We start from the raw sequence: 24790 nt of genomic DNA, 5'->3' as shown, positions 1-24790 counted from the left end.
TCAGGGAATTGCACTATGTACGGAAAACTAGAGACACGGACCTTTCTGGCCATGCTGGTTGGGGTTTCCCTGGCGTTCATTCTTCTGATGAAGCCTTTTTTTGGCCCTATTTTCTGGGCTGTGGCCATCGCGCTGATTTTTCATCCGGTTCGTGAGTACCTGGCGCGGCGGTTAGGTGACCGTCCCAATACCATTGCCCTGCTAACGCTACTGATCTGCATGGTGATCGTGGTTATACCTGTGTTGGCGCTGGTGACGTCGCTGGTGGCAGAGGGATTGTCCCTGTATCAGCGAATCCAGGAGGGGCAACTACGCCCCGGCGACTACATTGACCGGGTTATCCAGTCGTTTCCAGCTATTGAGTCGTTTTTCGCCCAGTTCGGTATGGACTTTGCCGAGGTGAGAGACCGCGTGGTCAGTGTTTTCGTGGGGGGCAGTCAGTTCCTGGCGAAACAGGCGCTCGGTTTTGGCCAGAACACCTTCCAGTTCTTTCTGGGACTGGCGCTGATGATCTACCTGGCGTTTTTCCTACTCCGTGATGGCAGCAAACTGGTTGACCTGCTGATTCGGGCGTTGCCCCTTGGAGATGAGCGCGAGCGTCTGTTGTTTGCCAAGTTTGCAGAGGTGACGCGGGCCACGGTCAAAGGTAACTTGTTGATCGCCGTTATCCAGGGCGCGCTCGGGGGTGGTATTTTCTGGCTTCTGGGGATTCAGGGTGCGCTTCTCTGGGGTGTGGTGATGGCGATTGTGTCCCTGCTTCCCGCCGTTGGTGCGGCTCTGGTCTGGGTGCCTGCGGCTCTTTATCTTGCCGCGACAGGAGAAATGGTCTCCGCGATTGTGCTGACGGCTTTCGGAGTGATCGTGATTGGGCTTGCGGACAATCTGCTCCGGCCAGTTTTCGTTGGCCGGGATACCAAACTGCCGGACTACATTGTTTTGCTCTCTACCTTGGGTGGGATAGTGATGTTCGGTATTAATGGATTTGTGATGGGCCCATTGGTCGCGGCGCTGTTTATGGCGTTCTGGGGTATTTTCATACGTGAGTTCGGGGAGTCGGCCGAGGCCCTGTCAGGGAGTGTGCCTGTCTCCGCTACAGAATCACAACAATCGGATCGGTCCGGCAGTGCTTAAAATATGGTAGCCTTTGGCCGTAATGTCCACCCTGTAGGGACTGGCGACACAATAAAAAACGACAGGTAACTGGAGTAGATCATGGCTAGGCAGATATTCACTCACGTTCGTATGTTGGCTGCTATCCTTGCGGGGGCAGTGGCCCTGGCAGCGGCGCCCGCTGCGTCAGCAAACGATACCGTGGCGCTTAAAAATGCCCTTTATGCGGCGGGTTATGACATTAACAATGTCAGTCCGCAAATGGATGACACCACGCGCTCGGCGTTGACCGCATTTCAAAAGGATCAGGATTTGAACGCCTCTGGTGTACTGGATGACGCCACAAAGAAAGCGCTGGGTATGGTTCACGTTCAGGTTGCGGCGGCGAGTTCGTCCAACACCGGGGCGTCACAGAATGCAGGCACTTCCAGTGCAGCCGCAGAGACGGAAAGAGAACAGCCGGCAGAGCAGGCGGAAGAAGGTGATATCGAGGAAGACGATGACGGTGGGTGGTCCTTCTTCTAGATTTAACAACCTTGTTTTTCCCATTCTGAAGTCGGGCCCGGCGTAGTCTCTCCGCCGGGCCCGCGTGCTTTCAACCCAATTTTTCCAGATTTCTGACCGCGCCTTTGTCGGCGCTGGTTGCCAGCAACGCATAAGCCTTCAGCGCGGCCGAGACTTTACGCGGTCGCGACAACTCGGGCTTCCAGCCTTTCTTATCCCGCTCCTCACGTCGCCGATCGAGTTCGTTCTGGTCTATCTCCATATTGATGGACCGGTTGGGAATGTCGATACGGATCAGGTCACCGTTCTCAATTAACCCAATGGCGCCACCCGCCGCCGCCTCGGGTGAGGCATGGCCAATGGAAAGACCCGAGGTGCCGCCGGAGAAGCGGCCGTCAGTCAGTAGGGCACACTCTTTACCCAGCCCCTTCGATTTCAGGTAACTGGTGGGATACAGCATTTCCTGCATGCCGGGGCCGCCCTGGGGGCCTTCGTAGCGGATAATGACCACCTCGCCAGGCTGGACCTCATCATTGAGGATACCTTCGACCGCGGTGTCCTGGCTTTCGAATACTCGTGCATTGCCTTCAAATACGTAGATGCTTTCGTCTACGCCGGCCGTCTTGACCACGCAGCCGTCCAGAGCAATATTGCCGAAGAGAACGGCCAGGCCGCCTTCAGAGGAGTAAGCGTTTTCAACGGAACGAATACAGCCTGTCTCACGGTCGCCATCAAGGGAGGGCCAGCGTGTGCTCTGGCTAAAGGCCGTCTGGGTAGGAATGCCGGCAGGGCCAGCCCTGTAGAATTCGACCACTTCGGGCGTGGGCTCCTGCATGATGTCCCAGGTTTTCAGGGCCTCACGCATGGTTTTGCTGTGCACGGTGGGCAGGTCGGTGTTGATCAATCCGCCCCGTTCCAGCTCGCCGAGGATGCCCATGATGCCGCCTGCGCGGTGAACGTCCTCCATATGATACTTGGGGGAGTTCGGCGCTACCTTGCAAAGCTGGGGGACCCGGCGGGACAACTGGTCAATCTCATTGAGAGTAAACGGCACGCCGCCTTCCTGGGCCGCTGCCAGCAAATGCAGGATGGTGTTGGTGGAGCCGCCCATGGCGACGTCCATCACCATGGCGTTCTCGAACGCTTCCATGGAGGCAATGCTCAGAGGCAACACACTGGCGTCGTCATTTTCGTAATAGCGGCGGGCATTCTCCACAATCTGTCTTCCGGCTTTCCGGAACAGGGCTTCGCGGTCCGAGTGGGTAGCGAGCATTGAGCCGTTCCCGGGCAAAGCCAGGCCAATGGCTTCGGTGAGGCAGTTCATGGAGTTGGCTGTGAACATGCCGGAACAGGAGCCGCAGGTGGGGCAGGCACTGCGTTCGTACTCTGCGACCGTTTCGTCATCAGCGTTCGGGTCAGCAGCGATGACCATGGCATCCACCAGGTCGAGCTTGTGCTCCGAGAGTTTGGTTTTGCCGGCTTCCATCGGGCCACCGGACACAAAGATCGTGGGGATGTTCAGGCGCATGGCGGCCATAAACATGCCCGGGGTGATCTTGTCGCAATTGGAGATGCAGACCAGGGCATCTGCGCAGTGGGCGTTGACCATGTATTCCACGGAATCAGCTATGATTTCTCGGGAGGGAAGGGAATACAGCATCCCGTCGTGTCCCATGGCAATGCCGTCGTCCACGGCAATGGTGTTGAATTCCTTGGCGACACCTCCAGCATCTTCGATTTCCCGGCATACCAGTTGCCCCAGGTCTTTGAGATGTACATGGCCGGGCACGAACTGTGTAAAAGAGTTGGCGACGGCGATGATGGGTTTGCCGAAATCTTCGTTCTTCATGCCGGTGGCGCGCCAAAGAGCACGTGCGCCAGCCATATTACGACCTGCGGTGGATGTCCGCGAACGATACTGGGGCATGGTTGTCTGGTCTCTCTTTCTGTAGCTTGGTCAATAGGGGGAGCGCAAGAGGATACCAGATTACCCCTTGATCGGATGGTTGTTTTGACGAGACGCGCTTACAATGTGTAACAAAGTCGATGAATGATTTATCAAGGAGTAGCCCTATGGCTGGCCAGGAAAGCCTGCCTCTGCGTCGTCTCAAGCAATTTCAGCCGCTGAATCGGCTAACTGATGACCAGCTGGTTTTGCTCGCAAGTCGGGCTGAAAGAAGAACCCATGGTCCGGGCCAGCGAGTGGTGGAGCGTGGCGTGCGGGATGGTCTGGACATATTCCTGATCCACGGCAGCGTAGAACTGGAGTCCATTGACGGCCGCAAGTCCACCATCGAGGCCGATACCGAAAAGGCGATTAACCCCATTGCCCGGCTGCAGCCCCGGATGTACAACGTGACCGCCATCAAGGCGAGCGAATTTCTGGTTATTCAGCAGGACATCCTCAACCAGCTATTGCGGGCCGCACCGGTGCCACAGGTGGAAATGGATTCCGGTGACGGGGTTGGCGACGAAAGCAGCGAAGAACACCATCTGCTGATGGAATTTTATGCCGAGCTACGCTCCAATCAAGTGACCCTGCCAAGCGTGCCGGATGTGGCCTGGAAGGTGCGCAGAACCGTGGACCGAGAAGACTCCACGGCGGATCAGGTTGCCAGTGCCATCTCGGCGGACCCGTCGATGGCCGCCAAACTGGTTCGGGCCTGCAATAGTCCCCTGTACCGTGGATTCAGCGATGTTCGCAATGTCCGCGAGGCCGTTATCCGGTTGGGTATGCGCACCACGCGCCAGTTGGTTACGGTGTTTTCGATGCGTGAGGTGTTCAAAACCAGGCAGGCTTCGCTGCAAAAGGAAATGGACAAACTCTGGCGCCATTCCCGTGAGATGGCGGCGCTGTGCTGGGTGCTCGCGGATAGCGCTACCTCCATTAATCCGGAGGAGGCGTTGCTCGCAGGGCTGTTGCACGATATCGGAGTGGTGCCGGTGCTGGTGCAGGCGGAGCATCACGTAAATCTGTTTGCCGATCAGGCCAACCTTGAGCATGCCATCGGTGAGCTCAGGGCCGATGTGGGAACCGCTATCCTGGAAAGCTGGTCGTTCCCTACGGGCTTTCTGGAGGCGACAAGGCATGCGGAAGACTGGGGGTATGAGTGCCGGGAAGCCTCGCCCCAGCTGGTGGATATTGTGATAGTTGCCCAGTTGCATGCGATGATTGGGTCCAGTCAGAACAGTACCCTGCCACCGTTTGACGAGGTGCCTTCCTATCGCCGTCTTGGTGAGCTTGAGCTGAATGCGTCCCGAAGCCTGCAATTGCTGACGGAAGCCCGTGCAAGGGTGGACGAAGTCCATCGCCTGCTTTCAATTCATTGAGGATATGACACGGTGGTCATTCCTCCAGAGCGTGTTTGCTGGTGACAGTACTAACAATGAATGTACCTCTTTTCCCGCTGAACTCTGTTGTGCTGCCCGGGGGGCGGATTCCCCTGCAGCTATTCGAACCCAGATACATCGATATGCTCCCCCGTTGCCTCAAGGAAGATCGGGGATTTGTGGTCGTCCTGCTCCGGGACGGTCTGGAAACCGGTAGATCAGCGGCCTTTTACGATATTGGTACCTATGTCCGCATCATTGATTTCCAGCAGATGGATAATGGTTTGCTGGGTATTACGGTTGAAGGTAAGGACAAAGTAACGGTGGTACGATCCTGGCAACAGCCAGATGGATTGAATGTCGGGGACGTGGAGTGCTTGCTGGCGGAGGAGGAGCAGCTGATTCCTGAACGTTTCGCGGAGCTCCCCTCTGTGTTGAAGGCGCTGTTCCGCCATCCGGTCGTCCGCGAACTGGACATGGACGTAGATTACGACGACGCCAGGGACGTGGGCTGGCGGCTGACCGAGCTACTGCCGCTGGATAAGCAGGAAAAGCAGCGGCTGGTGGAACTCCAGGCGCCTTTGGAGCGCCTGGAGCGTCTGCTGGGGTTGCTGGAAGCATTGGAAGAAAGCTGAAAAACGATTGCTACGGAGCGGTGACACTGTAGAGCAGAACCGCGTTTGACCATTGTGTCGTTACATACCAGGCCACGAAGGCGAGCCATCCCCACCCAGCAATCAATAGCGTTCCATCCCTTGCCAGTGGGACGTTGTCGTAGCGGCTATAGCTGGCCCTTACGAACCCGCAGATGGAGAGTCCTAGAAATACCCCCGCCACGACATCGGTAAACCAGTGAACGCCCAGGTAAAGCCGGCTTAGCGCACCAAGGACAATGGGGATACTGAAAAGCAGATAGTAGCGCCAGCGCCTGATATGCCGGATTTCCCTGGCTATAAAGCTTGCCGCCAGGGTAGAGAGAACGGTGACGCCGGTTGCGTGGCCACTGGGGAAAGCACCCGAATCTGGAGGCCCGAGGACAACATCTGGCCTTGGTATGGCGGTCAGGGATTTGAAGCCCCAGACCAACACAGTCGTTAGCAGTGCCGCCCCTGCTACATGGATCGCAGCGGCATAGTAACCGCGAAAGAAAAGGGCCAGTGCGCTCAATGTAGCGGCTGCCAGAAGGACCGGTGGGTCCCCCAGAAGTGTCAGCAGGATCATTACCGGATCCAGCAAAGGGGTCCGCAGCTGAGAAAACCACCGCAGGGTCAGGTCATCAAACGGCGCCAGCAGTTGGGTGGCGGTGGCCAATTGGCCCCATATCATAAACAGGGTGCCAGCTCCCAGTGCCAGCGACAAGGACGGTAGTGGGAACTCGCCAGCCTGCGCGGGTCGCTGGCTGGTATACAGGCGCCAGAAGCGGTGGGTCGAATCGTAGCGGGCCGTGAGGCGCGACAACCACAGGTAGAGCTGGCTGCCATGCCCAAGACCTAACTGGAAGCGGAAAAGCAACAGGTAAATCACCAGCAGTATTGCGGCGCTGATTGCGATCACAGGGTAAAAGTGAGCGGGTGGTTCGAATTCGCTGGCCAGGGCGCTACCAACCAGATACCCCGGCAATACATAGACTGGTGCCCAGGCCACTGCCGATGACAGGTTGAAGGCCAGGAACCGTCGCCATGGCATCAGAAATGCGCCGGCGATGAGCGGAATGATTGGTCGAATCGGGCCCACAAAGCGTCCGATAACGACGCTTTTACCGCCGTGACGATGGAAGAAAGCCTCGCCTTTGCCGATAAATCCCGGGAAACGATTCAGTGGCCAAAGCCTGTCCAGGCGTCCCTGAAACAGTCTGCCGAGGGCGAAGCTGATGCCGTCGCCAGCAACGGCTCCGGCGCCGGCCCACAGCAGGACTTCGGCCACCGGTATGGCCACCTGGCCAGCCAGCACCGCCACGGCGAACAGGATGGCAACCCCGGGGATCAGGATGCCCGCAAAGGCTAGGGACTCGAGGAATGCTGTGAGGAACAGCGCCGCTGACAGCCAGCCCGGGTTGGTTGCCAGCCAGTCGGTCAGTGACTGTAGCCACTCCGGCATCATGATGGGCGAACATCTCCCTGGCTGTACCAGACCGAATCGGCACCACGTTTACGGGCTTCCTCCAATGCATGCCTAACCCGTTTTCGCAGGTCCGCCGTGCGGATGTCGGTACTGGCGCGAGTGGTGCAGCCAAGGCTGACAGTCACTTTTCCGGCCAGAGGCCAGTTCTGTTCCGCGATGGTCCGCCGAATTCGTTCGGCGATGACGCGTACGCCTTCTTCCGGTGTGAAGGGCAGGATCAGGAAAAACTCGCCGTCTTCAAGCGTGTAAAGGGTGTCGCCAGCACGGATAACGTCAAACAGGTGCTGGGTGAGGTCCCTGAGCAGTCGCTGCATGCCGGCCTGGCCGTGCAGATCTTCGGCTTCCTCGGCGTAATCAATGGCCAGGGAAATCACCGACAGGGAGTGTGACATGACAATGGCCCGGGAAATTTCCTTTTGCAGGGTTTCGTCCAGGAAGCGTGCATTGTGGGCGCCGGTCACCGGGTCGGTAATGGCCAGATCCTCTGCCGATTGTGCCATGTGGTCGTAGTGCCAGATATACAGCGCGGCCACCGCGACCAGAGCAAACACCCCGGCACTGATGGTTATGGCGTACATCAGGGGCGATGACAGGAGTAGAAAGAGTGCCAGTGCGACCAGCAATAACAGGGAAAGGATCAGCCCCTGTCGTAGCGGAAGGATCAGCAGATTCAGTACAACCAGGGGCATAACCCAATGACTGATGCCGGGAGGGTCAAGGGCAAACATGGCCGCCACCAACCCACTGTTCAGCGCTGTAAGAATAAGGAGATGCCCCGGTGCCGACAACTGGCGGCGGCGACATATGAAGGTATAGCCAGCGCCTGCGACCGTCAGCAACGCCATTCCGGCAGCCAGGAAGAACAGGTCATAGAATCCGTAGCGAAGGTTCTGGAATGCCAGGCTTGCAATGAAAAGACTGGCAAACGCATAACCGGCCAGATGGGTAAAACTTCTCAAGCGGGTTTCAGTCATAACGCCGGCCCCTCCGTTCTGGGTGGGGGCGATGTGTGTGTCCAGGTACTGTAGGACTGGGCGCGGTCGCCCCCTTGTTGCTGGGCGCGCCGCAACGCATTGGCAGCGGATTGCTGCAAACTGTCTGCGTCATCGCCGATATTCAGGCCGGCGATTCCCGCACTGACCGTCAGATGCAGTTGGTGTGAGGCAAGCAGGGTGCGTAATCCCTTTCGGATCGTCTCGGCCTGTGATGCCGCTTCTGCCGTGGGGATGCCTGGCAGGATGACCAGGAATTGCAGATCTGCTACCCGATAGTAGGTGTCGAAATCCCGTAGCTGGGAGTGCAGATAACGGCCGATCCGTGGCAGTATGGAGCGTATGTCGGCATCCGGGTCGCTGTCGCTCAGGTGGGTGTCCAGGCCGATCATGATCACCGACATATCGGTGCCTTCCCGTTCACTGCGCTGGATCTCCTTGTGGAGATCAGCCGTCAGGTATTCGCGGCTTGCGGCCTGGGTCAGTTCGTCGGTCCGGCGCAGGGGCGCAAGTTGTCGCGACTTGTACTCACGCAGGAAAACCAGCAGGCCTGAGAGCATAACGGTCAGCAGCAGTGCGCTAAGCATCTGGTGGCGTTCGGGCAGGCCGGCAGACCAATGGGTGGCAGACATCGCAAGAACGGCGCAGAGTGCGGTAATCGCCGCTGCCCAGGTGACGGGCAGCAGTGCAAAGCCGACCAGTGGTGCGACGTAGAGCCAGTGGGTCAGGCTCCAGGGCCCTGTCCATAGGCTGGTGGCCAAAAGCGACAACAGCGCCACAAACAGGAGTCGGTGAATCGCCGGCCAGGGTTGTCGAGAGCGTCCGGGGTGGAAGGTGTTGCCGCTGAAGACCAGTGCTGCGGCGACAATAGCGGTGATTGCTGTCAGTGTCTCCCGTTGGATCACTGAAAATGCGGCAATGGCGATCAGGATCAGGAATCCAGTTCTCGACAGGCGGCTTAACAGGAATTTTTCGGCCATCTGGGCCATGGTATCCGTCCTCTCCCGGGCGTCCGTGGTTTAAAGCATACAGCAGGTTTTGTTCAATGACCCGCGGAATAAAGTGTCTCAGGCCGGTATAATAATCGCTTGGGATGCGTACTTGAAACGGGAAAGGTAAAGTTAGGCCCTGATTCGCACAATCGGTATTAACATTGAAAGGTAATCGGATGGATATTGCAGCTTATATGGCGGAGGTAGGACAGCAGGCACGGCAGGCCGCGAGGGCTGTGGCCCGCTCCACAACGGCTGTTCGCAACCAGGCGTTGCTGGCAACAGCCGAGGCTCTGGACGCTGCGCGCGATGAGCTTGCCGCAGCCAATGCCAGGGACCTGGAGGGTGGCCGTGCCAACGGTCTGGAAGCAGCGATGCTGGACCGGCTGGAGCTGACCCCGGCGCGCATCGATGCAATGATTGAAGGGCTGCGCCAGGTGGCCTCGTTGCCGGATCCGATTGGCGAAATTACCGATATGACGTATCGACCCTCCGGAATACAGGTTGGTCGCATGCGTGTGCCGTTGGGTGTTATCGGTATTATCTACGAATCCCGGCCCAACGTGACCGTAGAGGCTGCCAGTCTGTGCCTGAAGTCCGGAAACGCCACCATATTGCGCGGGGGTTCCGAGGCCATTCATTCCAATCAGGCCATCGCAGCCTGCCTGGCAAAGGGGTTGAAGGAATCAGGTCTGCCAGAAAGTGCCGTACAGGTTGTGAAAACCACCGACAGGGCCGCTGTCGGCGAACTGATTACCATGCCCCGGTTTGTGGATGTGATTGTCCCAAGGGGTGGTAAAGGTCTGATCGAGCGCATCAGCCGTGATGCGCGCGTACCTGTGATCAAGCACCTCGATGGTATCTGTCACGTGTATATCGACAGCCATGCTGATCCCGAAAAAGCCCTGAGCATAGCGGTGAACTCCAAGACCCAGCGGTACGGCACCTGCAATACCATGGAGACACTGCTGGTGGACCAGGAAATCGCGGCTGATATTCTGCCGTTGCTGGCGGACGCCTTCCGGGACAAAGGTGTGGAGCTCAGAGGCTGCCCGCAGACAATGGACATTCTCCCTGATGTTGTTCGTGCCACCGAGGACGACTGGGGCACGGAATACCTGGCCCCGGTGCTTGCAGTAAAGGTGATCGATGGGCTTGATGGCGCGATTGAACACATCAATCGTTATAGTTCTCAGCATACAGACAGCATTGTCACGGAAAACTATACCCGGGCCCGCCGATTCCTGACGGAAGTGGATTCCAGCTCCGTCATGGTCAATGCTTCGACCCGTTTTGCGGACGGTTTCGAGTATGGCCTCGGTGCGGAAATCGGCATCTCCACAGACAAGATTCACGCCCGTGGGCCGGTTGGCCTTGAAGGTCTGACATCACAGAAATACGTGGTGTTTGGCGACGGTCACATCCGGACCTGATTGCGCATGCATGTGATCTATGGTGGCACCTTCGACCCGATACATCACGGCCACCTGCGGCTTGCAGTCGAGCTAAGGGAGCGGTTGGGGGTGGCGAAAGTGGCTTTGATGCCCTGTCACGTGCCTCCTCACCGTGATGTGCCGGGTGCTACGAGCGCACAGCGTCTGGCCTTGCTGGAACTGGCCATTGCTGGCGAGCCCGGGCTGACTCTGGATGACCGCGAGTTGGGGCGGGAAGGCGCGTCCTACACCGCGGAGACGTTGACGCAACTGAGGGCGGAGATCGGCCCCGACGAGCCGCTCGCCATGGTTTTGGGTACGGATTCCTTCGCCGGTTTCGACCGCTGGCAGGAGTGGGAGCGGATTCCCGAACTGGCTCACATTGTCGTCGTGCAACGTCCGGGGCCAGGTCTGGCACCGGACGGTGTGCCGGCGAAATTATTGAGCCAGCGGTCAGTCGAGCGGGTAGAGGCCTTGTTTCGCGCGCCTTGTGGCCATATTTTGCAACTCGACCCACCGTTGCTTGATATCTCTGCGACCGGTATTCGCGATCGGATTCTTTCCGGCCATTCTCCCCGTTACCTGCTGCCCGACCCGGTGTGGCGGGAAATTCAACGCCAGAGACTATACGGCGCATGACCGGACGGGAACTTTTAGTGCTACAATCCCGTCTGAATATGACTTTTCGGGTGGCTGCCTTCGCCGCTGCCCGTCCAACAGGGTGATTATGCAGGCAGAGCAACTGAAAGAACTGGTCGTGGGTGCGCTTGAGGACGTCAAAGCGCAGGACGTAAGCATCATTGATGTCAGGGGGAGAACCAGCGTAACGGACTACATGGTCCTTGCGTGTGGGACCTCCAATCGGCATGTGAAATCCCTGGCGGATTCGGTGTTGTCCGAAGCGAAGGAGCAGGGGGTTCGTGCCAGCAATGTGGAAGGCGCCAATGCGAGTGACTGGATTCTGGTTGATCTCGGCGACGTGGTGGTTCACGTCATGATGCCGGCAACCCGAGAGTTCTATGACCTCGAACGCCTCTGGCGTGATGCTCCCGATCTGGGTGTTGCGGGTAGCGAATAATCATGCGGTTACGCCTGGTCTGTGTAGGGCAGAAAATGCCCGAGTGGGTCAGCCAGGGGTATAATGAGTATGCCCGCCGGATGCCGTCGGAGTTGTCCCTTGATCTGGTGGAAATTCCCTTGGCCCATCGTGGCAAGAATCCGGATATTCCCAGGCTGATGCAGCGTGAGGGGGACGCAATCCTGTCGGCGTTGGGCCCTCGTGACCGGGTGATTGCCCTGGAAGTTGGCGGCCGCAACTGGTCCACTGAAAAATTGGCCGGTCAGCTTGAGAACTGGCAGTTGGATGGTCGCGACGTCAGCTTTCTTGTCGGCGGGCCGGATGGTCTCGCCGACATCTGCCGGGACAGGGCTGATCAGCTGTGGTCGCTGTCTGCCTTGACTCTGCCGCATCCATTGGTGCGGATCCTTCTAGCCGAGCAGCTCTACCGCGCCTGGTCCGTCACTCGCAACCATCCTTATCACCGGGCCTAGGAAGCCAAGCCAATATGCCCTGGGGAGAGTTCAAAGACATCGCAGCCGAACGGCGCCTGTTCCAGCGTCGTGCATTCGTCATGCTGTTACTGGTCTTTGTATTGCTGGGCGTGTTGATTGCCCGGATGTATCAGCTGCAGGTTGTAGAACACGACATCTACACCACGCTTTCCGACAAAAACCGTGTTCAGGTACAGTCCGTAGCGCCTCCCCGCGGGCTGGTTTATGACCGCAACGATGTCTTGCTGGCGGAGAACCGCCCGGTTTTCAGTGTGACGCTGGTACCCGAGCGAGTTGGTGATATGGAGCAAACCCTCGCAAAGCTCCAGGGCATTCTGAGCATTTCCGAGGAGGATATGGAGCGCTTCCAGCGTCGGCTGCTTGAGCCTCGTCGTCCGTTCCAGGAATTGCCCCTGCGTTACGATCTGAACGAACAGGAAATCGCACGTCTGGCGGTTCACCGCCATGAATTGCCTGGTGTCGAGGTATCTGCGGAACTGGTTCGGTATTACCCACACAGTACACTGACTGCCCACGCCCTTGGCTACGTGGGGCGTATCAACCGTCAGGAATTGCAGAGAATTGATCCGGTGAACTACGCGGGCACCAACTACATTGGCAAGTCCGGGGTGGAACGTTTCTACGAAGAACTCCTGCACGGCCAGGTCGGCTACCAGCACGTGGAAACCAATGCGCGAGGCCGAACCCTGCGCGTACTGGAGCGAGAAAATCCGGTGCCCGGGGAAGATGTCCAGTTGCACATGGATTTGCGGTTGCAGCGGCTGGCCCATGACCTGCTCGATGGCCGGCGTGGCGCCATTATTGCGATTGAGCCGTCCACCGGGGGCATCCTTGCTCTTGCCAGTGTGCCCGGCTTTGACGCCAATCTGTTCGTCACCGGCATAGGTGTCGAAGCCTATCGGTCACTTAGCAGTAGCGTGGACAAGCCCCTCTTTAATCGTGCCCTGCGGGGCCAATACCCGCCAGGCTCAACTCTCAAACCTATGCTCGCTATCGCCGCGCTCGACAGCAATGCCGTTACCCGGGACAAGACCATCTGGGATCCTGGCTACTATCAGCTGAATTCCGGCGGCCGCCGCTGGCGCGACTGGAAGCGGGGCGGCCACGGATGGGTAGACCTGAAGTCAGCGGTGGCACAGTCCTGTGATATCTATTTTTACGAAGCGGCTGTGACCATGGGCGTTGATACCATGCACAAATACCTTTCCGACTTCGGGTTCGGAGAAGATGCCACTCTGGACGTTGCCGGAGCCCTCAGCGGCCTGCTGCCCTCCAGTGACTGGAAACGCGCTATTCATAGCGAGCCTTGGTATCCCGGGGACTCGGTAAACCTGGGTATTGGGCAGGGGTTCATGTTGGCGACGCCGTTACAATTGGCGACCGCTACCTCGGTGATTGCCAACCGTGGTCATTGGGCAGAGCCACGGCTGCTGAAAGACATCAAGGGGGATCAATCGATTGATGAGGTGCTACCGACGGGGACGCACCAGTCTATCGAACTTGAAAATCCGGATGACTGGGAGTTTGTTGTGGAGTCCATGGCCGAAGTAATGCACGGAAGTAAAGGCACGGCCCGGGGAGCAGCAAGGGGGGCGCCCTATCGGATGGCCGGCAAAACCGGTACCGCGCAGGTGTTCAGTCTGGCCGAGGACGAAGAGTACGACGAAGAGGAAATACGTGAGCGACTGCGGGATCACGCCCTGTTTGTCGGCTTTGCACCCGTGGAAGACCCAAAGATCGCCGTTGCCGTTATCGTTGAGAACGGTGGTAGCGGTAGCGGAACCGCCGCGCCGGTTGCACGGGCCATGTTTGATGCCTGGTTGCTGGATCTCTCCGGGGCAGGCAGTGAACTCGTGGCTGGCTCGCCCGGGGAAGGGAGCAACTGATGCCCGCCGGTAGCCTGTTAAATCAGTCAGCACGTCACCCCCTGTCTAGCCCGAGGGGGATCTGGTCGGCGTTGCATATTGACCCGATTCTACTGTTCCTGTTGCTGACCCTTATTGCGGGGGGGCTGTTCGTTTTGTACAGCGGGGCCGACCGCAACCTGGAGGTCGTGAAGGCCCAGGGCATCCGGATGGGCGTGGCTCTGGTGGTGATGTTTGTGTTCGCCCAACTCGACCCGGCGGTGTTCCGGCGTTGGTCGCCCTGGCTGTTTGTTGCCGGCCTGATAGGACTAGCGGCGGTGTTGCTGGTTGGCGTTGGTGCCAAGGGTGCGCAGCGTTGGCTGGCCATTCCCGGGTTGCCCCGTTTCCAGCCTTCGGAGCTGATGAAGCTGGTAGTGCCGATGATGGCCGCCTGGTACCTTTCGCGCCATTACCTGCCTCCAAGACTCCGCCATGTGGCGGTGGCGTTGCTCATTGTGTTGGCTCCCATGGCAATGATCATCTTGCAGCCGGACCTGGGGACCTCGTTACTGGTTGGCGCCGCCGGGATATTCGTGGTGTTCTTTGCCGGTATGGGCTGGCGCCTGATCGGCGCCTTTCTTGCCATGGTGTCAGTGGCGGCACCACTGATGTGGTTCTTCGTGATGCGCGAGTATCAGAAGCAGCGCGTACTGACCTTGCTGGATCCTCAGAGCGATCCGCTTGGCGCCGGCTGGAACATTATCCAGTCCAAGACCGCTATTGGCTCGGGGGGCATGGATGGCAAGGGGTGGCTCCAGGGCACACAGTCCCATCTTGAGTTTCTTCCTGAGAGCCATACCGACTTCATCGTTGCGGTGCTGGCGGAAGAATTTGGCTTTGTGGGCATGCTGGTTCTTCTGGTGCTCTATCTCCTGATTGTTCTGCGGTGCCTGTACATTGCGTCGACGGCACAGGATTCCTTCAGCCGGCTGTTGGCGGGGGCGCTGACGATGACGTTTTTTATCTATGTCTTCGTCAATGTGGGGATGGTCAGTGGTCTTCTGCCAGTGGTGGGCGTGCCCCTGCCGCTGGTCAGCTATGGTGGAACGTCAGGGGTAACGCTGATGGCGGCGTTTGGGGTGTTGATGTCGGTTCATACCCATAGACGGATGATCAGTGCGTGATGACTGGGCACCGACCATGGACCATGGACAGGGAGTAATGGTTGCCGGGTCCGCTGCCATGGTAATCTTGGCCGCGGTGACAGGCCGCAGTTGTGGTGACGTTGCATTGAAAAGGTTCTCGAGTCGAAGCCAGTCAAGGGGATTCATGAAAGCTGTCAGGTATTGGTTAGGTGTCGGATGGGTGATGGTGTGCTTTGCCTCCCCTTTACAGGCCGGTCCCTACAATGAAACACCTGAAAGCCGTGAATTTGTTCGTGAGATGTCGGAACGCTACGGATTTGAGGCCGAACGTGTGTCTGCAATACTGGCCAACGCGCAGCGCCGTGATTCGATATTGGAAGCCATCAGCCGACCGGCTGAGAAAACCCTTGAGTGGCACGAATACCGTCGGATCTTTATGCGTGATGAACGCATAGAGCAGGGCGTCAGTTTCTTCAGGAAACATCAGGAAGCCTTTGAGCGCGCCGAACGTGAGTACGGTGTACCGGCGTCAATCGTTGCGGCGATTATCGGCGTCGAAACCTGGTATGGCACCTACAAAGGAAAGTATCGGGTGCTCGATGCCCTTGCCACTCTGGCATTCGACTATCCGCCCCGGAGTCGTTTTTTTCGCAGCGAGCTTGCCCAGTATTTGCTGATGACCCGTGAACAGGGCTTCGACCCTATGGCGTTGACGGGTTCCTATGCGGGGGCGATGGGGTACGGTCAGTTTATCTCCAGCAGCTACCGGCATTACGCGCTTGATTTTGACGGTGATGACGTTGCAGACATCCTGACCAATCCCGTGGATGCCATCGGCAGTGTCGCCAATTATTTCCACGCCCATCGTTGGCAAACGGGTGAGCCTGTGGCAGAACGGGTGAGTGACAGTCTGCCAAAGAGCTCACCATTGCTGACCAGGGAACTGCGGCCGACGTTGACGGTCAATGACTATCGGCAGGCGGGTATCGTCCCGAAAATGGATGTGCCCGGCGACGCCAAAGCCAGAGTGATCCGTCTCGTCGGGGACGAGGGCTCTGAACTATGGCTGACCTACCATAACTTTTACGTGATAACCCGCTACAATCACAGTCATCTATACGCCATGGCGGTGCACCAGTTGGCAGGTGCGCTCGAAGAGCGGATGCGGCCGCTGGCAAACGAAAACAATGGAGATAGTAACAACTCGTGATGAAACGCCATGTTCTACTACTGGTTTTAGGGGTACTGGTGCTGGCCGGGTGCGCATCATCGCCCGAGCCTGACCACTCCTCCCGCTACACCCTGAGCCAGGATCGTGCGCCCTCAGGCAATTTCGATGCATCGGGGCTTGCCGATGCCACGCCTCGATTTGAGGAGCCGCGCCGCGCTGGAAACAAATCACCCTACCAGGTCTGGGGTAAGGAGTATCACGTCCTGGGCAGTAACGATGGCTATGTTCAGCGCGGCACCGCGAGCTGGTATGGTGAGAAGTTCCATGGACACAAAACCTCGAATGGAGAGGTTTTTGACATGTACGAGATGTCCGCGGCGCACAAGAGCCTGAGAATTCCAGGATACGCCCGGGTGACCAACCTCGATAACGGTCGCTCGGTGGTGGTTAGGGTCAACGACCGTGGCCCCTTCCACGGGGATCGCCTGATTGACCTCTCCTATGCCGCGGCCAAAAAGCTGGGTTATCAGGGCAGGGGTACGGCCAGGGTAGAGGTGGCCGCCATCACGGTGAATCGTGACGGCTCGATGACCCTTGCCGGCAAGCCGTTCCCGGAATCGGGGGCTCCGGTGGATGCCGAACGCCTGAAGGATCCCGGGGCAGGCAGCGAGGCCCTGTTTGTGCAATTGGGGTCGTTCAGCCAGCGTAACCCCGCCGAGGCCCTTCTGGACAGGGCGCGGCGTGCAGTCGCAAACCCAATGCGGGTGAGAGAAGTGGAAACGGCTTCCGGCCGCTTTCACCGCGTTCAGGTCGGGCCGTTCAGGGACGAGGATGAAGCCCTGAGAGCCCAGAGCCTGCTTGAAAATCACGGATTTGGTCAGTCAATACTTCTGACCGACACTCATTGAACCAGTCACTTACTTGAAACTGAATGGACCCATGGCACTAAATAAAGCGTTCCGAGCCTTCTCTGCTGTTCTGCTCCTGATTCTGCTTCCGGCTATGCCGGTTGCGGCCCAGGCTGTTCTGATTCCGTCATCACCGCAGATCGCGGCGAGTTCCTATATCCTGATGGACCCGCTTTCCGGACGGATTATCATGGAAGAGAACAGCCATGAGCGTCTGCCCCCGGCCAGCCTGACCAAAATGATGACGGCCTATATCGTGGAACGGGAGCTGGACGAGGGTCGGATTTCCCTGTCCGACATGGTGCCCATCAGCGTGAACGCCTGGCGAACCGAGGGTTCACGGACCTTCGTTAAAGAAGGGACGGAAGTGTCGGTCGAGAACCTGCTAAAGGGCGTCATCATTCAGTCTGGGAACGATGCCTCAGTGGCGCTGGCCGAGTATATTGCCGGCAGTGAAGGGGCGTTCGTCGACATCATGAACCAGCAGGCGCAGATACTGGGGATGAACGAGTCCAGTTTTGCCAATGCTACCGGCTTGCCTGCCCCGGATCATTTCTCCACTGCCTACGATCTGGCCCTTTTGGCAAAGGCGATTATCAACGACTATCCGGAAAACTACCCGCTGTATGCCCAGAAACACTTCACTTACAACAATATCCGTCAGCCAAACCGGAACAGCCTTTTGTGGCGTGACGACAGTGTTGATGGGCTGAAGACCGGCCATACCGAGGAAGCCGGTTACTGCCTGGTGGCGTCAGCCAAGCGCAATGACACCCGCCTGATTGCTGTGGTGATGGGAACAGACAGCACCTCGTCCCGCGCCCAGGAAGTCCAGAAAATGCTGAACTACGGCTTCCGCTATTACCAGAGCGAGCGCCTGTTCCGCACTGGCCAGGAACTGCTGGAAGCGCGCGTATGGGGCGGGGCAAGCGATAGCCTGTCCGTGGGACTGACAGAAGATGTTTACGTCACCATTCCCCGAGGCTCAAGGGATTCCCTGGAATCCACCGTTGAACTCGACTCAGTGATCAAGGCGCCCATTTCCATGGGCGACGAATTGGGCCGGGTGACCGTCAAGCTCGGCGATGATGTGGTCGTGGATCAGCCGGTGCTGGCACTCAGCGATATCCCGGAAGGTGGTTTCTTCAAGCGGATCTGGGACGCCATCAAACTATTCTTTGTTCAGCTCTTTGAGTAAGGGCGCGAGTGGCCTGTAGGAGATAAACCGGGATGAGCGAACCAAAGGCACCCAAAATCGAGTTTCCCTGTGACTACGTGATTAAGGTTATCGGGGACGCCGCGCCAGACTTTGTGGAGTTTGTGGTGGGCGTCGTGGAGCAGCATGCACCTGGCATTTCGAACGATGACGTTACGGTGAAAGACAGTCGCGGCGGTCGGTTTGCCTCGGTAAACCTCAAGATCGTTGCCACGGGCGAGCCGCAGTTGAAAGCTCTGTTCGAGGAACTCAAGGCCAGCGGCCGGGTTCATATGGTGCTGTAACCTGATGGCCGAGCTGATCGTTCGTGACCTGGGTGAACAGCCCTACCTGGAAACCTGGGAGGCGATGAAATCGTTCACGGCCTCGCGAGACGCCTCCACGCCCGATGAACTCTGGCTGCTGGAACACCCAAGGGTCTACACCCAGGGGCAGGCCGGCAAAGCCGAGCACATACTGGCCCCCGGTGATATCCCGGTGATACTGGTGGATCGCGGTGGCCAGGTGACGTATCACGGCCCTGGCCAGCTTGTGGTTTACCTGATGATAGACCTGACTCGCCATCGCCTGGGAATTCGCTCCCTGGTTGATGTCATTGAGCAGGCCATTGTCCGGACCCTTGCGGGGATGGGTGTGGCGGCAGCGCCGCGTCCGGATGCGCCGGGTGTCTATGTGGAACAAGCGAAGATTGCGTCGCTGGGGCTGCGTGTAAGGCGAGGATGTTCGTTCCACGGTCTGGCCCTGAACGTGGCCATGGACATGGAGCCGTTTCGCCGGATCAACCCCTGTGGCTATGCTGGCATGGCGATGTGTCAGGTCAGCGATTTCGTCCCCGAGGCAACCGTTGCCGGTCTTGCTCCTGCTCTGTCGGATGAATTGGTTAATGGCCTGGCGGGTGGCGCTGTTCGACGGGTAACGGGCTGGTAACTCGAAGCCCAAGTACCGATTGAGGCGGTTGCCTTGCTAGCCGTGTATACCCTCGAAATCACACACCTTGTTACGCCCCAGGGTCTTGGCTCGATAAAGTGCTTCGTCGGCGCGCTGTAGCAGTCGGTCCACAGACTCTGCGCCGTGGATAGTGGCGACTCCGACACTGATAGTGGTGTTGATGCTCCCGCCCTGGGTCTCTATAGGCGTTGATGCAATGGTCTGGCGTATGCGATTGGCCGTCTGGACGGCCTCAACGGTATCGGTCTCAGGCAGCAATACCAGGTATTCTTCTCCTCCCCAGCGCGCCAGCGTATCGACCTTCCGGCTGTGTTCCCGCAAGGTCCTGGCTACCATCACAATGGTTTCATCCCCCACCTGATGACCATGGTTGTCGTTGACAGACTTGAACAGATCAATGTCCATCAACAACACCGAGAAACCGCGCGAATTGCGTAAGTAACGCTGATACTCAGCTTCCAGTTGCTCGTGGGCTTCACGTCGATTGGCGAGCCCCGTTAACGCATCGTGTTTAGCCGCATATTCAAACTCCGCAGCCAGTTTCAGCAGCCCCAGTTTGCTGCGCCGCCGGCTCTGGTCCAGGACGTAGCAGGTGGACATCTCAAACCCCAGTACCGCAAGCATGGTGAGTCGGAAGCTGGTGCTGTACGGCGAATCGAATACCAGGTCCCCGAGTGGGCTGAATAGCAAGGCAACCCCCGCAAGTCCGCCGGAACAGGCAAGCACGCCCACTTTCGCTTCGCTGATGTAGAAGATGATGGGTGGATAGGCAAACAGCCAGATAATGGCAGAGCCGTCCTCCACCGCATTGACTGCCAGATAGGTGAAGAGGATCGTGATCGCGGTAATAAAGCCGCGGCGTTGCAGAGTACTGTTGCGACTGAGCAGATAAACAATACCATTGACACTGAGCAGCACGGCAAAGACGATCAGGGTTGTGGCAGAGCCGGGGATTCCGCGATCCAGGGATCGCCATGCAAAAAACAGCAGGATGGGGACCGCTGCCAGAGTAAGCCAGCCGATCAACATCGGAACCGGAATTTCACCCTTCACCCGGAACTGTGACAGTTTGGTGTCGGAGGGTCTGCTGGTGGTCTGAGTCATTATTGCTGTCTTGTTGTTTTTGGGCATCAGTGGCGAGGTTATCGACCACATTTTTATACTAAACCGCTTTGGACGTGGGGTCTGTGTAAAAACGTAAAACCTTTCGCCAACCACAGAAGTAAACACAGAAGGGGCGGTTTGCATTGGCCCCAAGAGCAATGAATCGACGGCACGCCGGTTAGGTTTGAGGGCCCGGGTATCCGTATAATGGTCATACAGGCTGATAGCGCCAACACTTACAGAACCGAGCAGGTTTTTGATGGCATCCAGACCCAAAAGCACATCTGTTGCACGTATCAAGACCGGCAGCTTTGAGCGTCGGCTTACCCTCACCAGGGCGGGGCTTTTCGCAGGCACCCGGATGGCCTCCCATATGGCCACCAACTGGTTCAGCAGCAAGGACAAGCGGGAGGCCCGGCACCGGGCCATGCTATCCAGCCAGGCGGAATTCCTGGTGGACGAGTTGGGCAAGCTCAAGGGCAGTGTCGTCAAGATCGGGCAGGTGATGGCTCTCTATGGCGAGCACTTCCTGCCTGAGGAAGTAACCGAAGCACTGCATACCCTGGAAGATCAGACCACCTGGCTGGAATGGCCGTCGATCGAGCGGGTGCTTAAGGCTGAACTGGGTGCTGACCGTTTGGCGGAACTGGACGTGGATCCCGACCCGATTGGCGCGGCTTCTCTGGGGCAGGTTCATCGAGCGCGCCGGCGTAGCGACGGGTTGGAACTGGTGCTCAAGGTCCAGTACCCCGGCGTTGACGAAGCAGTCGACAGTGACCTTAACGCAGTGGCACATCTGCTCAAGATTGCCCGCCTGGTCTCCTTCGGTCCCGAGTTCAATGACTGGCTGGAAGAGGTGCGGGACATGATGCACCGAGAGGTGGATTACCGCCTCGAAGCCCGTACCACTGAAAAATTCCGGCAGATGTTGCTGGACGATCCCCGTTTTGTGGTGCCCCGTGTTCTCGACGAGTACTGCACGGCCCATGTCATCGCCTCCACCTACGAGCCAGGCCACTCAGTGAGTTCAGTGGCGGTACGAGATCTGGCCCTGGATCGTCGTAGCGAGTTGGGCCGTGCCGCGCTGGAATTGTTCTTCCGTGAGTTGTTTATCTGGGGTGAGATCCAGACGGATCCCAATTTCGGCAACTACCGGATCCGCATCGCCGGTGAGGAAGGCGCGAACAGCGAAACCGACCAGATAGTGCTGCTGGATTTTGGAGCGGTACAGGCTTACTCAGCGACCTTCCTGGACCCGGTCATTCAGATGATCCGGGCTTCCTACGAGGGCGACCTGACAGAGGTGATTGACGGCGGTATCCGGTTGCGTTTCATGAGCGAGGATTGGCCCGATGACGTTCTGGACACGTTCGGCAAGGTTTGCATGTCGGTATTGGAGCCACTTTCCAGGGACCGTAGCAACTGGCCCGGTGAAGCAGTGAACGACCGCGGCCAGTACCGTTGGAAACAAAGTGACCTGCCGTCGCGGGTGGCGCGCCAGGCAGCGCGCTCAGCCATCAGCCGCTATTTCAAGGTGCCGCCGAAGGAATTCGTATTCCTGAACCGGAAGCTGATTGGTGTCTATACGTTCATCGCGGTGCTGAATGCGGAATTCAACGGTGAGGATCTGCTCCGGGAATACCTCTATGGTGATCCCGGCACCCCCGATGCTTCCAGCACCAACCAGATGACCAAGCCGTAGCGCAATCCCTTGCCAATGGCCACCAGGATCACGAAGTTGAGCCAGGGCACGCGCATGATCCCGCCAACCAGGGTCAGTGCGTCGCCGCCCAGTGGCAGCCACCCCAGAAGCAGCGACCATTGCCCGTAACGGTTGAAGCGGGTGCGGGCTTTATCGAGCTGGGATTCGGAAATCGGAAACCAGCGTTTGTGCTTAAAGCGATCCACCTGCCGGCCGATAACCCCATTAATAACCGAGCCTGCGGTGTTGCCTGCTGTCGCCCAGAACCATATCCACCAGAGCGAATAGCCTTGAGTCACCATGCCGCCAAGGAGAATCTCCGAATAGGCCGGGAGTATCGTTGCTGCGGCCAGTGCGGTCATGAACAAGGTGAGATAGGCCAATGGACGCTCCTGTTGAGGTGAATGCCGATCAGGCTCTAATGGCAGCTATGCCTTTTAGGGCATCAAGCTGATAATGAACTCCAATCGAGACAGGTTGCTGTACCAATGAAAAAACTGTCACTGCGTTTCAAACTCTATGCCCTGGTTATTACGCTGCTGCTGGTTATGGGAATCAGTATTGTGGTGACTGCCCAGCTTTCCCTGGGACAGATGGAGCAGCGAATCACCTCCGAAACCCGTGACACGGTGCGCAGCCTTGCCGTCGACCGATTGAGCGCAACCGCCGGGAAATACGGTGAGGTTGTCAGCGGCATGTTTGCCACAGCGTATCGGACACCGGAAGTCGTCCGCAACGTCATCAGCCGGAATATACAGGCGGATAGTTCCGGCCGCATCAGCCGCGTTGCCCTTCAGGAAACGGTGGGTGCGGTACTGGAGGAGCAGGAGGGACTGAGTTCCATCTATGCCCAATTCGAACCGGACGCCTACGACGGCCAGGACCGCTACTTCACCGGTGGCGTCGAAGAACACAGCAGCGATGACGGTACCCTGGAAATCTATTACTACCGCTCTCTGGAGGGCGATGTGGTGTTCAGTCGCACCGAGGATCCTTCGACCAAGTACCTGGACAACCGGAATGAGTTCGGTATTCGCGAGGCGGAATGGTACCTGTGTTCCAGGGATAGCCGGGAGCCCTGCATCATGGAGCCTTACGAATACGAAATTGAAGAGGGCTATACCGAACTGATGACCAGCCTGGTCGTGCCCATTATGAACGGGAACGAGTTTGCGGGCGTGGCCGGCGTTGACCTCAACCTGTCAACGCTCCAGAAAGCGATCCAGAATGTCAGTGATAACCTCTATGACGGCGCATCAAGGGTGACCCTGCTGAGCAGTAAGGGGCTGATTGCTGCATCCAGCCACTACAGTGAACATCTAGGCCGGCCGTTGTCAGAAGCATTGCCTGAGCAGGCTGAAACATACGCTTCCCTGCACAATGACGGCGGTACCTACGACGATGGCGACACGCTGGCCGTGTCTTACCCCATCGAGATTGACCTGCCGGATGCCCAGTGGTCACTGTTGATCGAATTACCACGTCAGACCGCGCTGGCTGATGTTGCCGAAATCACCGGCCTGCTGTCCAGCGAGGTGGATACCACCGCCGGGCGTCAGACCATGGTGGGTGTACTGGTGTCGGTAGTGGCGATCCTGATTCTGGTGGTGCTGGTTCGCTCGGTAACCAAACCCTTGAACGAAATCCGTGACCGGATGAAGAACCTGGCCAGTGCTGAAGGGGATCTGACCAGTGAGTTGAACATTGATACCCACTCGGAGCTGATCGAGCTGGCCGGCGGGTTCAATCAGTTCCTGGGCCGGTTACGGGAAATGATCAACGACCTGAAAGATGTCAACGCCAAGGTCAGCCAGCAGGCGGCAGACGTGGATGTGATCGCCAAGGAAACGGATGAGCAAACCGAAAGCCAGCATCAGGACATCGAAAGCGTGGTTACCGCCATGAACGAAATGTCCGCCGCTGCCAGTGAAGTGGCAGGTTTCGCGGGTGAGGCAGCTGAAAACGCGCAGATGGCCCAGGATGGCATCCGTTTTACCCAGGATACGCTGACGTCTGCCCTGGACGGCGTGGGTGCATTGGCGGGCGATATGGATGAGGCCAGCACTGCGATAGGGCAGGTTGCCACTCGCAGTGAGGACATTAACCGTATTATCGAAGTGATCCGGGGAATCGCGGAACAGACCAACCTGCTGGCGCTGAACGCCGCCATTGAAGCGGCGCGAGCGGGGGAGCAGGGGCGTGGCTTTGCGGTTGTGGCAGACGAGGTCAGAACACTGGCGTCCCGTACCCGTGAGTCCACCGATGAGATCAGTCAGATGATTGATGGCCTTCAAAGCGACGTGGGCGGAGCCGTTACCGTGATCAAGGGTGGCGTTGATCGCGCCACCAGAGCGGTGGAGGGAACCCGTGAAGCGGACCATTCTCTGGCCTCAGTAGTTGAGCGCATAGCAACCATTGTGGAACACGTCACCCATGTGGCCACGGCAGCGGAAGAGCAAAGTTCTGTCAGTGAAGAGATCAACCGCAACCTCACCCGTATCGGTGACGCCGCCAACGATCTTCGGGCGTTGGCGCAACGGGTCAGTGGCAGCGGGCAGACACTGGATGAGCAAGTGAAAGTGCTGGAGACGGAGTTGAGCCGCCTGAAAACCTGAACACACGGTTGGGTACGGCTGCACGGAGAGGCCCGGTAGCGCTGGATGCATCAGTTCAGGCTATCGGCGCCATTCAGTTCATT

General features: G+C 58.1%; 23 protein-coding genes. 17 read left to right on the top strand and 6 right to left on the bottom strand.

The features are described from left to right. Positions 1-15: 15 nt before the first annotated feature. Together R1T46_RS20240 and R1T46_RS20235 are read left to right on the top strand one after the other, a co-directional pair. The gene (locus tag R1T46_RS20240) at positions 16-1131 is read left to right on the top strand and encodes an AI-2E family transporter (protein WP_286748493.1); all 1116 of its coding nucleotides are present in this window, start codon (positions 16-18) and stop codon (positions 1129-1131) included. An 81-nt stretch (positions 1132-1212) separates the two neighbouring features. Next, positions 1213-1635, top strand: coding sequence for a peptidoglycan-binding domain-containing protein (locus tag R1T46_RS20235; RefSeq protein WP_317306790.1), 423 nt, complete (start codon positions 1213-1215; stop codon positions 1633-1635). A gap of 70 nt (positions 1636-1705) precedes the next feature. On the opposite strand, the gene ilvD is transcribed toward R1T46_RS20235, so the two are convergent. Beyond that, positions 1706-3541, bottom strand: a complete 1836-nt coding sequence (gene ilvD / locus R1T46_RS20230) for a dihydroxy-acid dehydratase (protein WP_317306789.1) — start codon at positions 3539-3541, stop codon at positions 1706-1708. A 146-nt stretch (positions 3542-3687) separates the two neighbouring features. On the opposite strand from ilvD, the gene R1T46_RS20225 reads away from it, so the two are divergent. Together R1T46_RS20225 and R1T46_RS20220 are read left to right on the top strand one after the other, a co-directional pair. Next, on the top strand, positions 3688-4944 hold the full coding sequence (locus R1T46_RS20225; protein ID WP_286748490.1) for an HDOD domain-containing protein: 1257 nt from the start codon (positions 3688-3690) through the stop codon (positions 4942-4944). Positions 4945-5000: 56 nt separating this feature from the next. Then, positions 5001-5579, top strand: coding sequence for an LON peptidase substrate-binding domain-containing protein (locus R1T46_RS20220; protein WP_317306788.1), 579 nt, complete (start codon positions 5001-5003; stop codon positions 5577-5579). 10 nt (positions 5580-5589) lie between these two features. Here R1T46_RS20220 and R1T46_RS20215 read toward each other — a convergent pair whose 3' ends face one another. From R1T46_RS20215 to R1T46_RS20205, 3 genes are read right to left on the bottom strand one after another with little or no spacing between them, the layout of a single operon-like run. Continuing rightward, positions 5590-7044 carry a bifunctional DedA family/phosphatase PAP2 family protein gene (locus R1T46_RS20215; protein WP_317306786.1) on the bottom strand — a complete coding sequence of 485 codons (1455 nt, stop codon included), beginning with the start codon at positions 7042-7044 and terminating at the stop codon, positions 5590-5592. Beyond that, complete coding sequence (locus R1T46_RS20210) at positions 7041-8039, bottom strand: GGDEF domain-containing protein (protein WP_075194936.1); 999 nt, start codon at positions 8037-8039, stop codon at positions 7041-7043. The genes R1T46_RS20215 and R1T46_RS20210 overlap by 4 nt, the downstream gene beginning before the upstream one ends. Continuing rightward, positions 8036-9046 carry a GGDEF domain-containing protein gene (locus R1T46_RS20205; RefSeq protein ID WP_036203822.1) on the bottom strand — a complete coding sequence of 337 codons (1011 nt, stop codon included), beginning with the start codon at positions 9044-9046 and terminating at the stop codon, positions 8036-8038. The genes R1T46_RS20210 and R1T46_RS20205 overlap by 4 nt, the downstream gene beginning before the upstream one ends. A 179-nt stretch (positions 9047-9225) precedes the next feature. Here R1T46_RS20205 and R1T46_RS20200 point away from each other — a divergent pair, with 179 nt between their 5' ends. The 11 genes from R1T46_RS20200 (at position 9226) to lipB (ending at position 19265) form a co-directional block, all read left to right on the top strand. Next, positions 9226-10482, top strand: a complete 1257-nt coding sequence (locus R1T46_RS20200) for a glutamate-5-semialdehyde dehydrogenase (protein WP_317306783.1) — start codon at positions 9226-9228, stop codon at positions 10480-10482. 6 nt (positions 10483-10488) lie between these two features. Continuing rightward, entirely contained in the window at positions 10489-11121 is a 633-nt protein-coding gene (nadD, locus tag R1T46_RS20195; RefSeq protein WP_317306782.1) for a nicotinate-nucleotide adenylyltransferase, read from the top strand. 88 nt (positions 11122-11209) lie between these two features. Further along, positions 11210-11560 (top strand): ribosome silencing factor, encoded by a 351-nt coding sequence (rsfS, locus tag R1T46_RS20190; protein ID WP_036203834.1) that lies wholly within the window; start codon positions 11210-11212, stop codon positions 11558-11560. Positions 11561-11562: 2 nt separating this feature from the next. Further along, a complete protein-coding gene (gene rlmH / locus R1T46_RS20185; RefSeq protein WP_036203836.1) occupies positions 11563-12033 on the top strand; it encodes a 23S rRNA (pseudouridine(1915)-N(3))-methyltransferase RlmH in 471 nt (156 codons plus the stop codon). A gap of 14 nt (positions 12034-12047) precedes the next feature. After that, the gene (gene mrdA / locus R1T46_RS20180; protein WP_036203839.1) at positions 12048-13940 is read left to right on the top strand and encodes a penicillin-binding protein 2; all 1893 of its coding nucleotides are present in this window, start codon (positions 12048-12050) and stop codon (positions 13938-13940) included. Further along, a complete protein-coding gene (gene rodA, locus R1T46_RS20175) occupies positions 13940-15082 on the top strand; it encodes a rod shape-determining protein RodA (protein WP_036203842.1) in 1143 nt (380 codons plus the stop codon). The genes mrdA and rodA overlap by 1 nt, the downstream gene beginning before the upstream one ends. 145 nt (positions 15083-15227) lie before the next feature. After that, positions 15228-16253: a lytic murein transglycosylase B gene (gene mltB / locus R1T46_RS20170; RefSeq protein ID WP_317306781.1), complete on the top strand. Its 1026-nt coding sequence runs from the start codon at positions 15228-15230 to the stop codon at positions 16251-16253. Further along, the gene (locus tag R1T46_RS20165; protein ID WP_317308345.1) at positions 16253-17122 is read left to right on the top strand and encodes a septal ring lytic transglycosylase RlpA family protein; all 870 of its coding nucleotides are present in this window, start codon (positions 16253-16255) and stop codon (positions 17120-17122) included. Before mltB ends, R1T46_RS20165 begins: the two co-directional genes overlap by 1 nt. Positions 17123-17153: 31 nt before the next feature. Next, positions 17154-18320: a D-alanyl-D-alanine carboxypeptidase family protein gene (locus R1T46_RS20160; protein WP_075194943.1), complete on the top strand. Its 1167-nt coding sequence runs from the start codon at positions 17154-17156 to the stop codon at positions 18318-18320. Between the two features lie 32 nt (positions 18321-18352). Next, positions 18353-18622, top strand: a complete 270-nt coding sequence (locus tag R1T46_RS20155) for a YbeD family protein (RefSeq protein WP_036203854.1) — start codon at positions 18353-18355, stop codon at positions 18620-18622. Between the two features lie 4 nt (positions 18623-18626). Further along, positions 18627-19265: a lipoyl(octanoyl) transferase LipB gene (lipB, locus tag R1T46_RS20150; protein ID WP_126810550.1), complete on the top strand. Its 639-nt coding sequence runs from the start codon at positions 18627-18629 to the stop codon at positions 19263-19265. A gap of 36 nt (positions 19266-19301) precedes the next feature. Here the strand turns inward: lipB and R1T46_RS20145 are convergent, their stop codons facing one another. After that, positions 19302-20390, bottom strand: a complete 1089-nt coding sequence (locus tag R1T46_RS20145; RefSeq protein ID WP_317306777.1) for a GGDEF domain-containing protein — start codon at positions 20388-20390, stop codon at positions 19302-19304. A 259-nt stretch (positions 20391-20649) separates the two neighbouring features. On the opposite strand from R1T46_RS20145, the gene R1T46_RS20140 reads away from it, so the two are divergent. After that, positions 20650-22092 carry an ABC1 kinase family protein gene (locus tag R1T46_RS20140; protein WP_041333436.1) on the top strand — a complete coding sequence of 481 codons (1443 nt, stop codon included), beginning with the start codon at positions 20650-20652 and terminating at the stop codon, positions 22090-22092. On the opposite strand, the gene R1T46_RS20135 is transcribed toward R1T46_RS20140, so the two are convergent. Beyond that, entirely contained in the window at positions 22035-22475 is a 441-nt protein-coding gene (locus tag R1T46_RS20135; protein ID WP_041333438.1) for a YqaA family protein, read from the bottom strand. The genes R1T46_RS20140 and R1T46_RS20135 overlap by 58 nt on opposite strands. 105 nt (positions 22476-22580) lie before the next feature. Between R1T46_RS20135 and R1T46_RS20130 the strand changes: the two genes are divergently transcribed. After that, the gene (locus R1T46_RS20130; RefSeq protein WP_317306776.1) at positions 22581-24707 is read left to right on the top strand and encodes a methyl-accepting chemotaxis protein; all 2127 of its coding nucleotides are present in this window, start codon (positions 22581-22583) and stop codon (positions 24705-24707) included. Positions 24708-24790: the final 83 nt, after the last annotated feature.

Source organism: Marinobacter salarius, assembly GCF_032922745.1.
GTDB lineage: Bacteria > Pseudomonadota > Gammaproteobacteria > Pseudomonadales > Oleiphilaceae > Marinobacter.
This window is presented reverse-complemented; position numbering and strand designations above follow the sequence as displayed.

Bases quoted from the DNA above. Each gene is read 5' to 3' on its own strand.
- rsfS (WP_036203834.1), top strand. From the start codon at position 11,210: ATGCAGGCAGAGCAACTGAAAGAACTGGTCGTGGGTGCGCTTGAGGAC.
- nadD (WP_317306782.1), top strand. From the start codon at position 10,489: ATGCATGTGATCTATGGTGGCACCTTCGACCCGATACATCACGGCCAC.
- R1T46_RS20210 (WP_075194936.1), bottom strand. From the start codon at position 8,039: ATGACTGAAACCCGCTTGAGAAGTTTTACCCATCTGGCCGGTTATGCG.
- rlmH (WP_036203836.1), top strand. From the start codon at position 11,563: ATGCGGTTACGCCTGGTCTGTGTAGGGCAGAAAATGCCCGAGTGGGTC.
- R1T46_RS20130 (WP_317306776.1), top strand. From the start codon at position 22,581: ATGAAAAAACTGTCACTGCGTTTCAAACTCTATGCCCTGGTTATTACG.
- R1T46_RS20235 (WP_317306790.1), top strand. From the start codon at position 1,213: ATGGCTAGGCAGATATTCACTCACGTTCGTATGTTGGCTGCTATCCTT.
- mrdA (WP_036203839.1), top strand. From the start codon at position 12,048: ATGCCCTGGGGAGAGTTCAAAGACATCGCAGCCGAACGGCGCCTGTTC.
- R1T46_RS20240 (WP_286748493.1), top strand. From the start codon at position 16: ATGTACGGAAAACTAGAGACACGGACCTTTCTGGCCATGCTGGTTGGG.
- R1T46_RS20200 (WP_317306783.1), top strand. From the start codon at position 9,226: ATGGATATTGCAGCTTATATGGCGGAGGTAGGACAGCAGGCACGGCAG.
- R1T46_RS20145 (WP_317306777.1), bottom strand. From the start codon at position 20,390: ATGACTCAGACCACCAGCAGACCCTCCGACACCAAACTGTCACAGTTC.
- ilvD (WP_317306789.1), bottom strand. From the start codon at position 3,541: ATGCCCCAGTATCGTTCGCGGACATCCACCGCAGGTCGTAATATGGCT.
- R1T46_RS20155 (WP_036203854.1), top strand. From the start codon at position 18,353: ATGAGCGAACCAAAGGCACCCAAAATCGAGTTTCCCTGTGACTACGTG.
- R1T46_RS20225 (WP_286748490.1), top strand. From the start codon at position 3,688: ATGGCTGGCCAGGAAAGCCTGCCTCTGCGTCGTCTCAAGCAATTTCAG.
- mltB (WP_317306781.1), top strand. From the start codon at position 15,228: ATGAAAGCTGTCAGGTATTGGTTAGGTGTCGGATGGGTGATGGTGTGC.
- R1T46_RS20205 (WP_036203822.1), bottom strand. From the start codon at position 9,046: ATGGCCCAGATGGCCGAAAAATTCCTGTTAAGCCGCCTGTCGAGAACT.
- R1T46_RS20165 (WP_317308345.1), top strand. From the start codon at position 16,253: ATGAAACGCCATGTTCTACTACTGGTTTTAGGGGTACTGGTGCTGGCC.
- R1T46_RS20160 (WP_075194943.1), top strand. From the start codon at position 17,154: ATGGCACTAAATAAAGCGTTCCGAGCCTTCTCTGCTGTTCTGCTCCTG.
- R1T46_RS20220 (WP_317306788.1), top strand. From the start codon at position 5,001: ATGAATGTACCTCTTTTCCCGCTGAACTCTGTTGTGCTGCCCGGGGGG.
- R1T46_RS20215 (WP_317306786.1), bottom strand. From the start codon at position 7,044: ATGATGCCGGAGTGGCTACAGTCACTGACCGACTGGCTGGCAACCAAC.
- rodA (WP_036203842.1), top strand. From the start codon at position 13,940: ATGCCCGCCGGTAGCCTGTTAAATCAGTCAGCACGTCACCCCCTGTCT.
- R1T46_RS20140 (WP_041333436.1), top strand. From the start codon at position 20,650: ATGGCATCCAGACCCAAAAGCACATCTGTTGCACGTATCAAGACCGGC.
- lipB (WP_126810550.1), top strand. From the start codon at position 18,627: ATGGCCGAGCTGATCGTTCGTGACCTGGGTGAACAGCCCTACCTGGAA.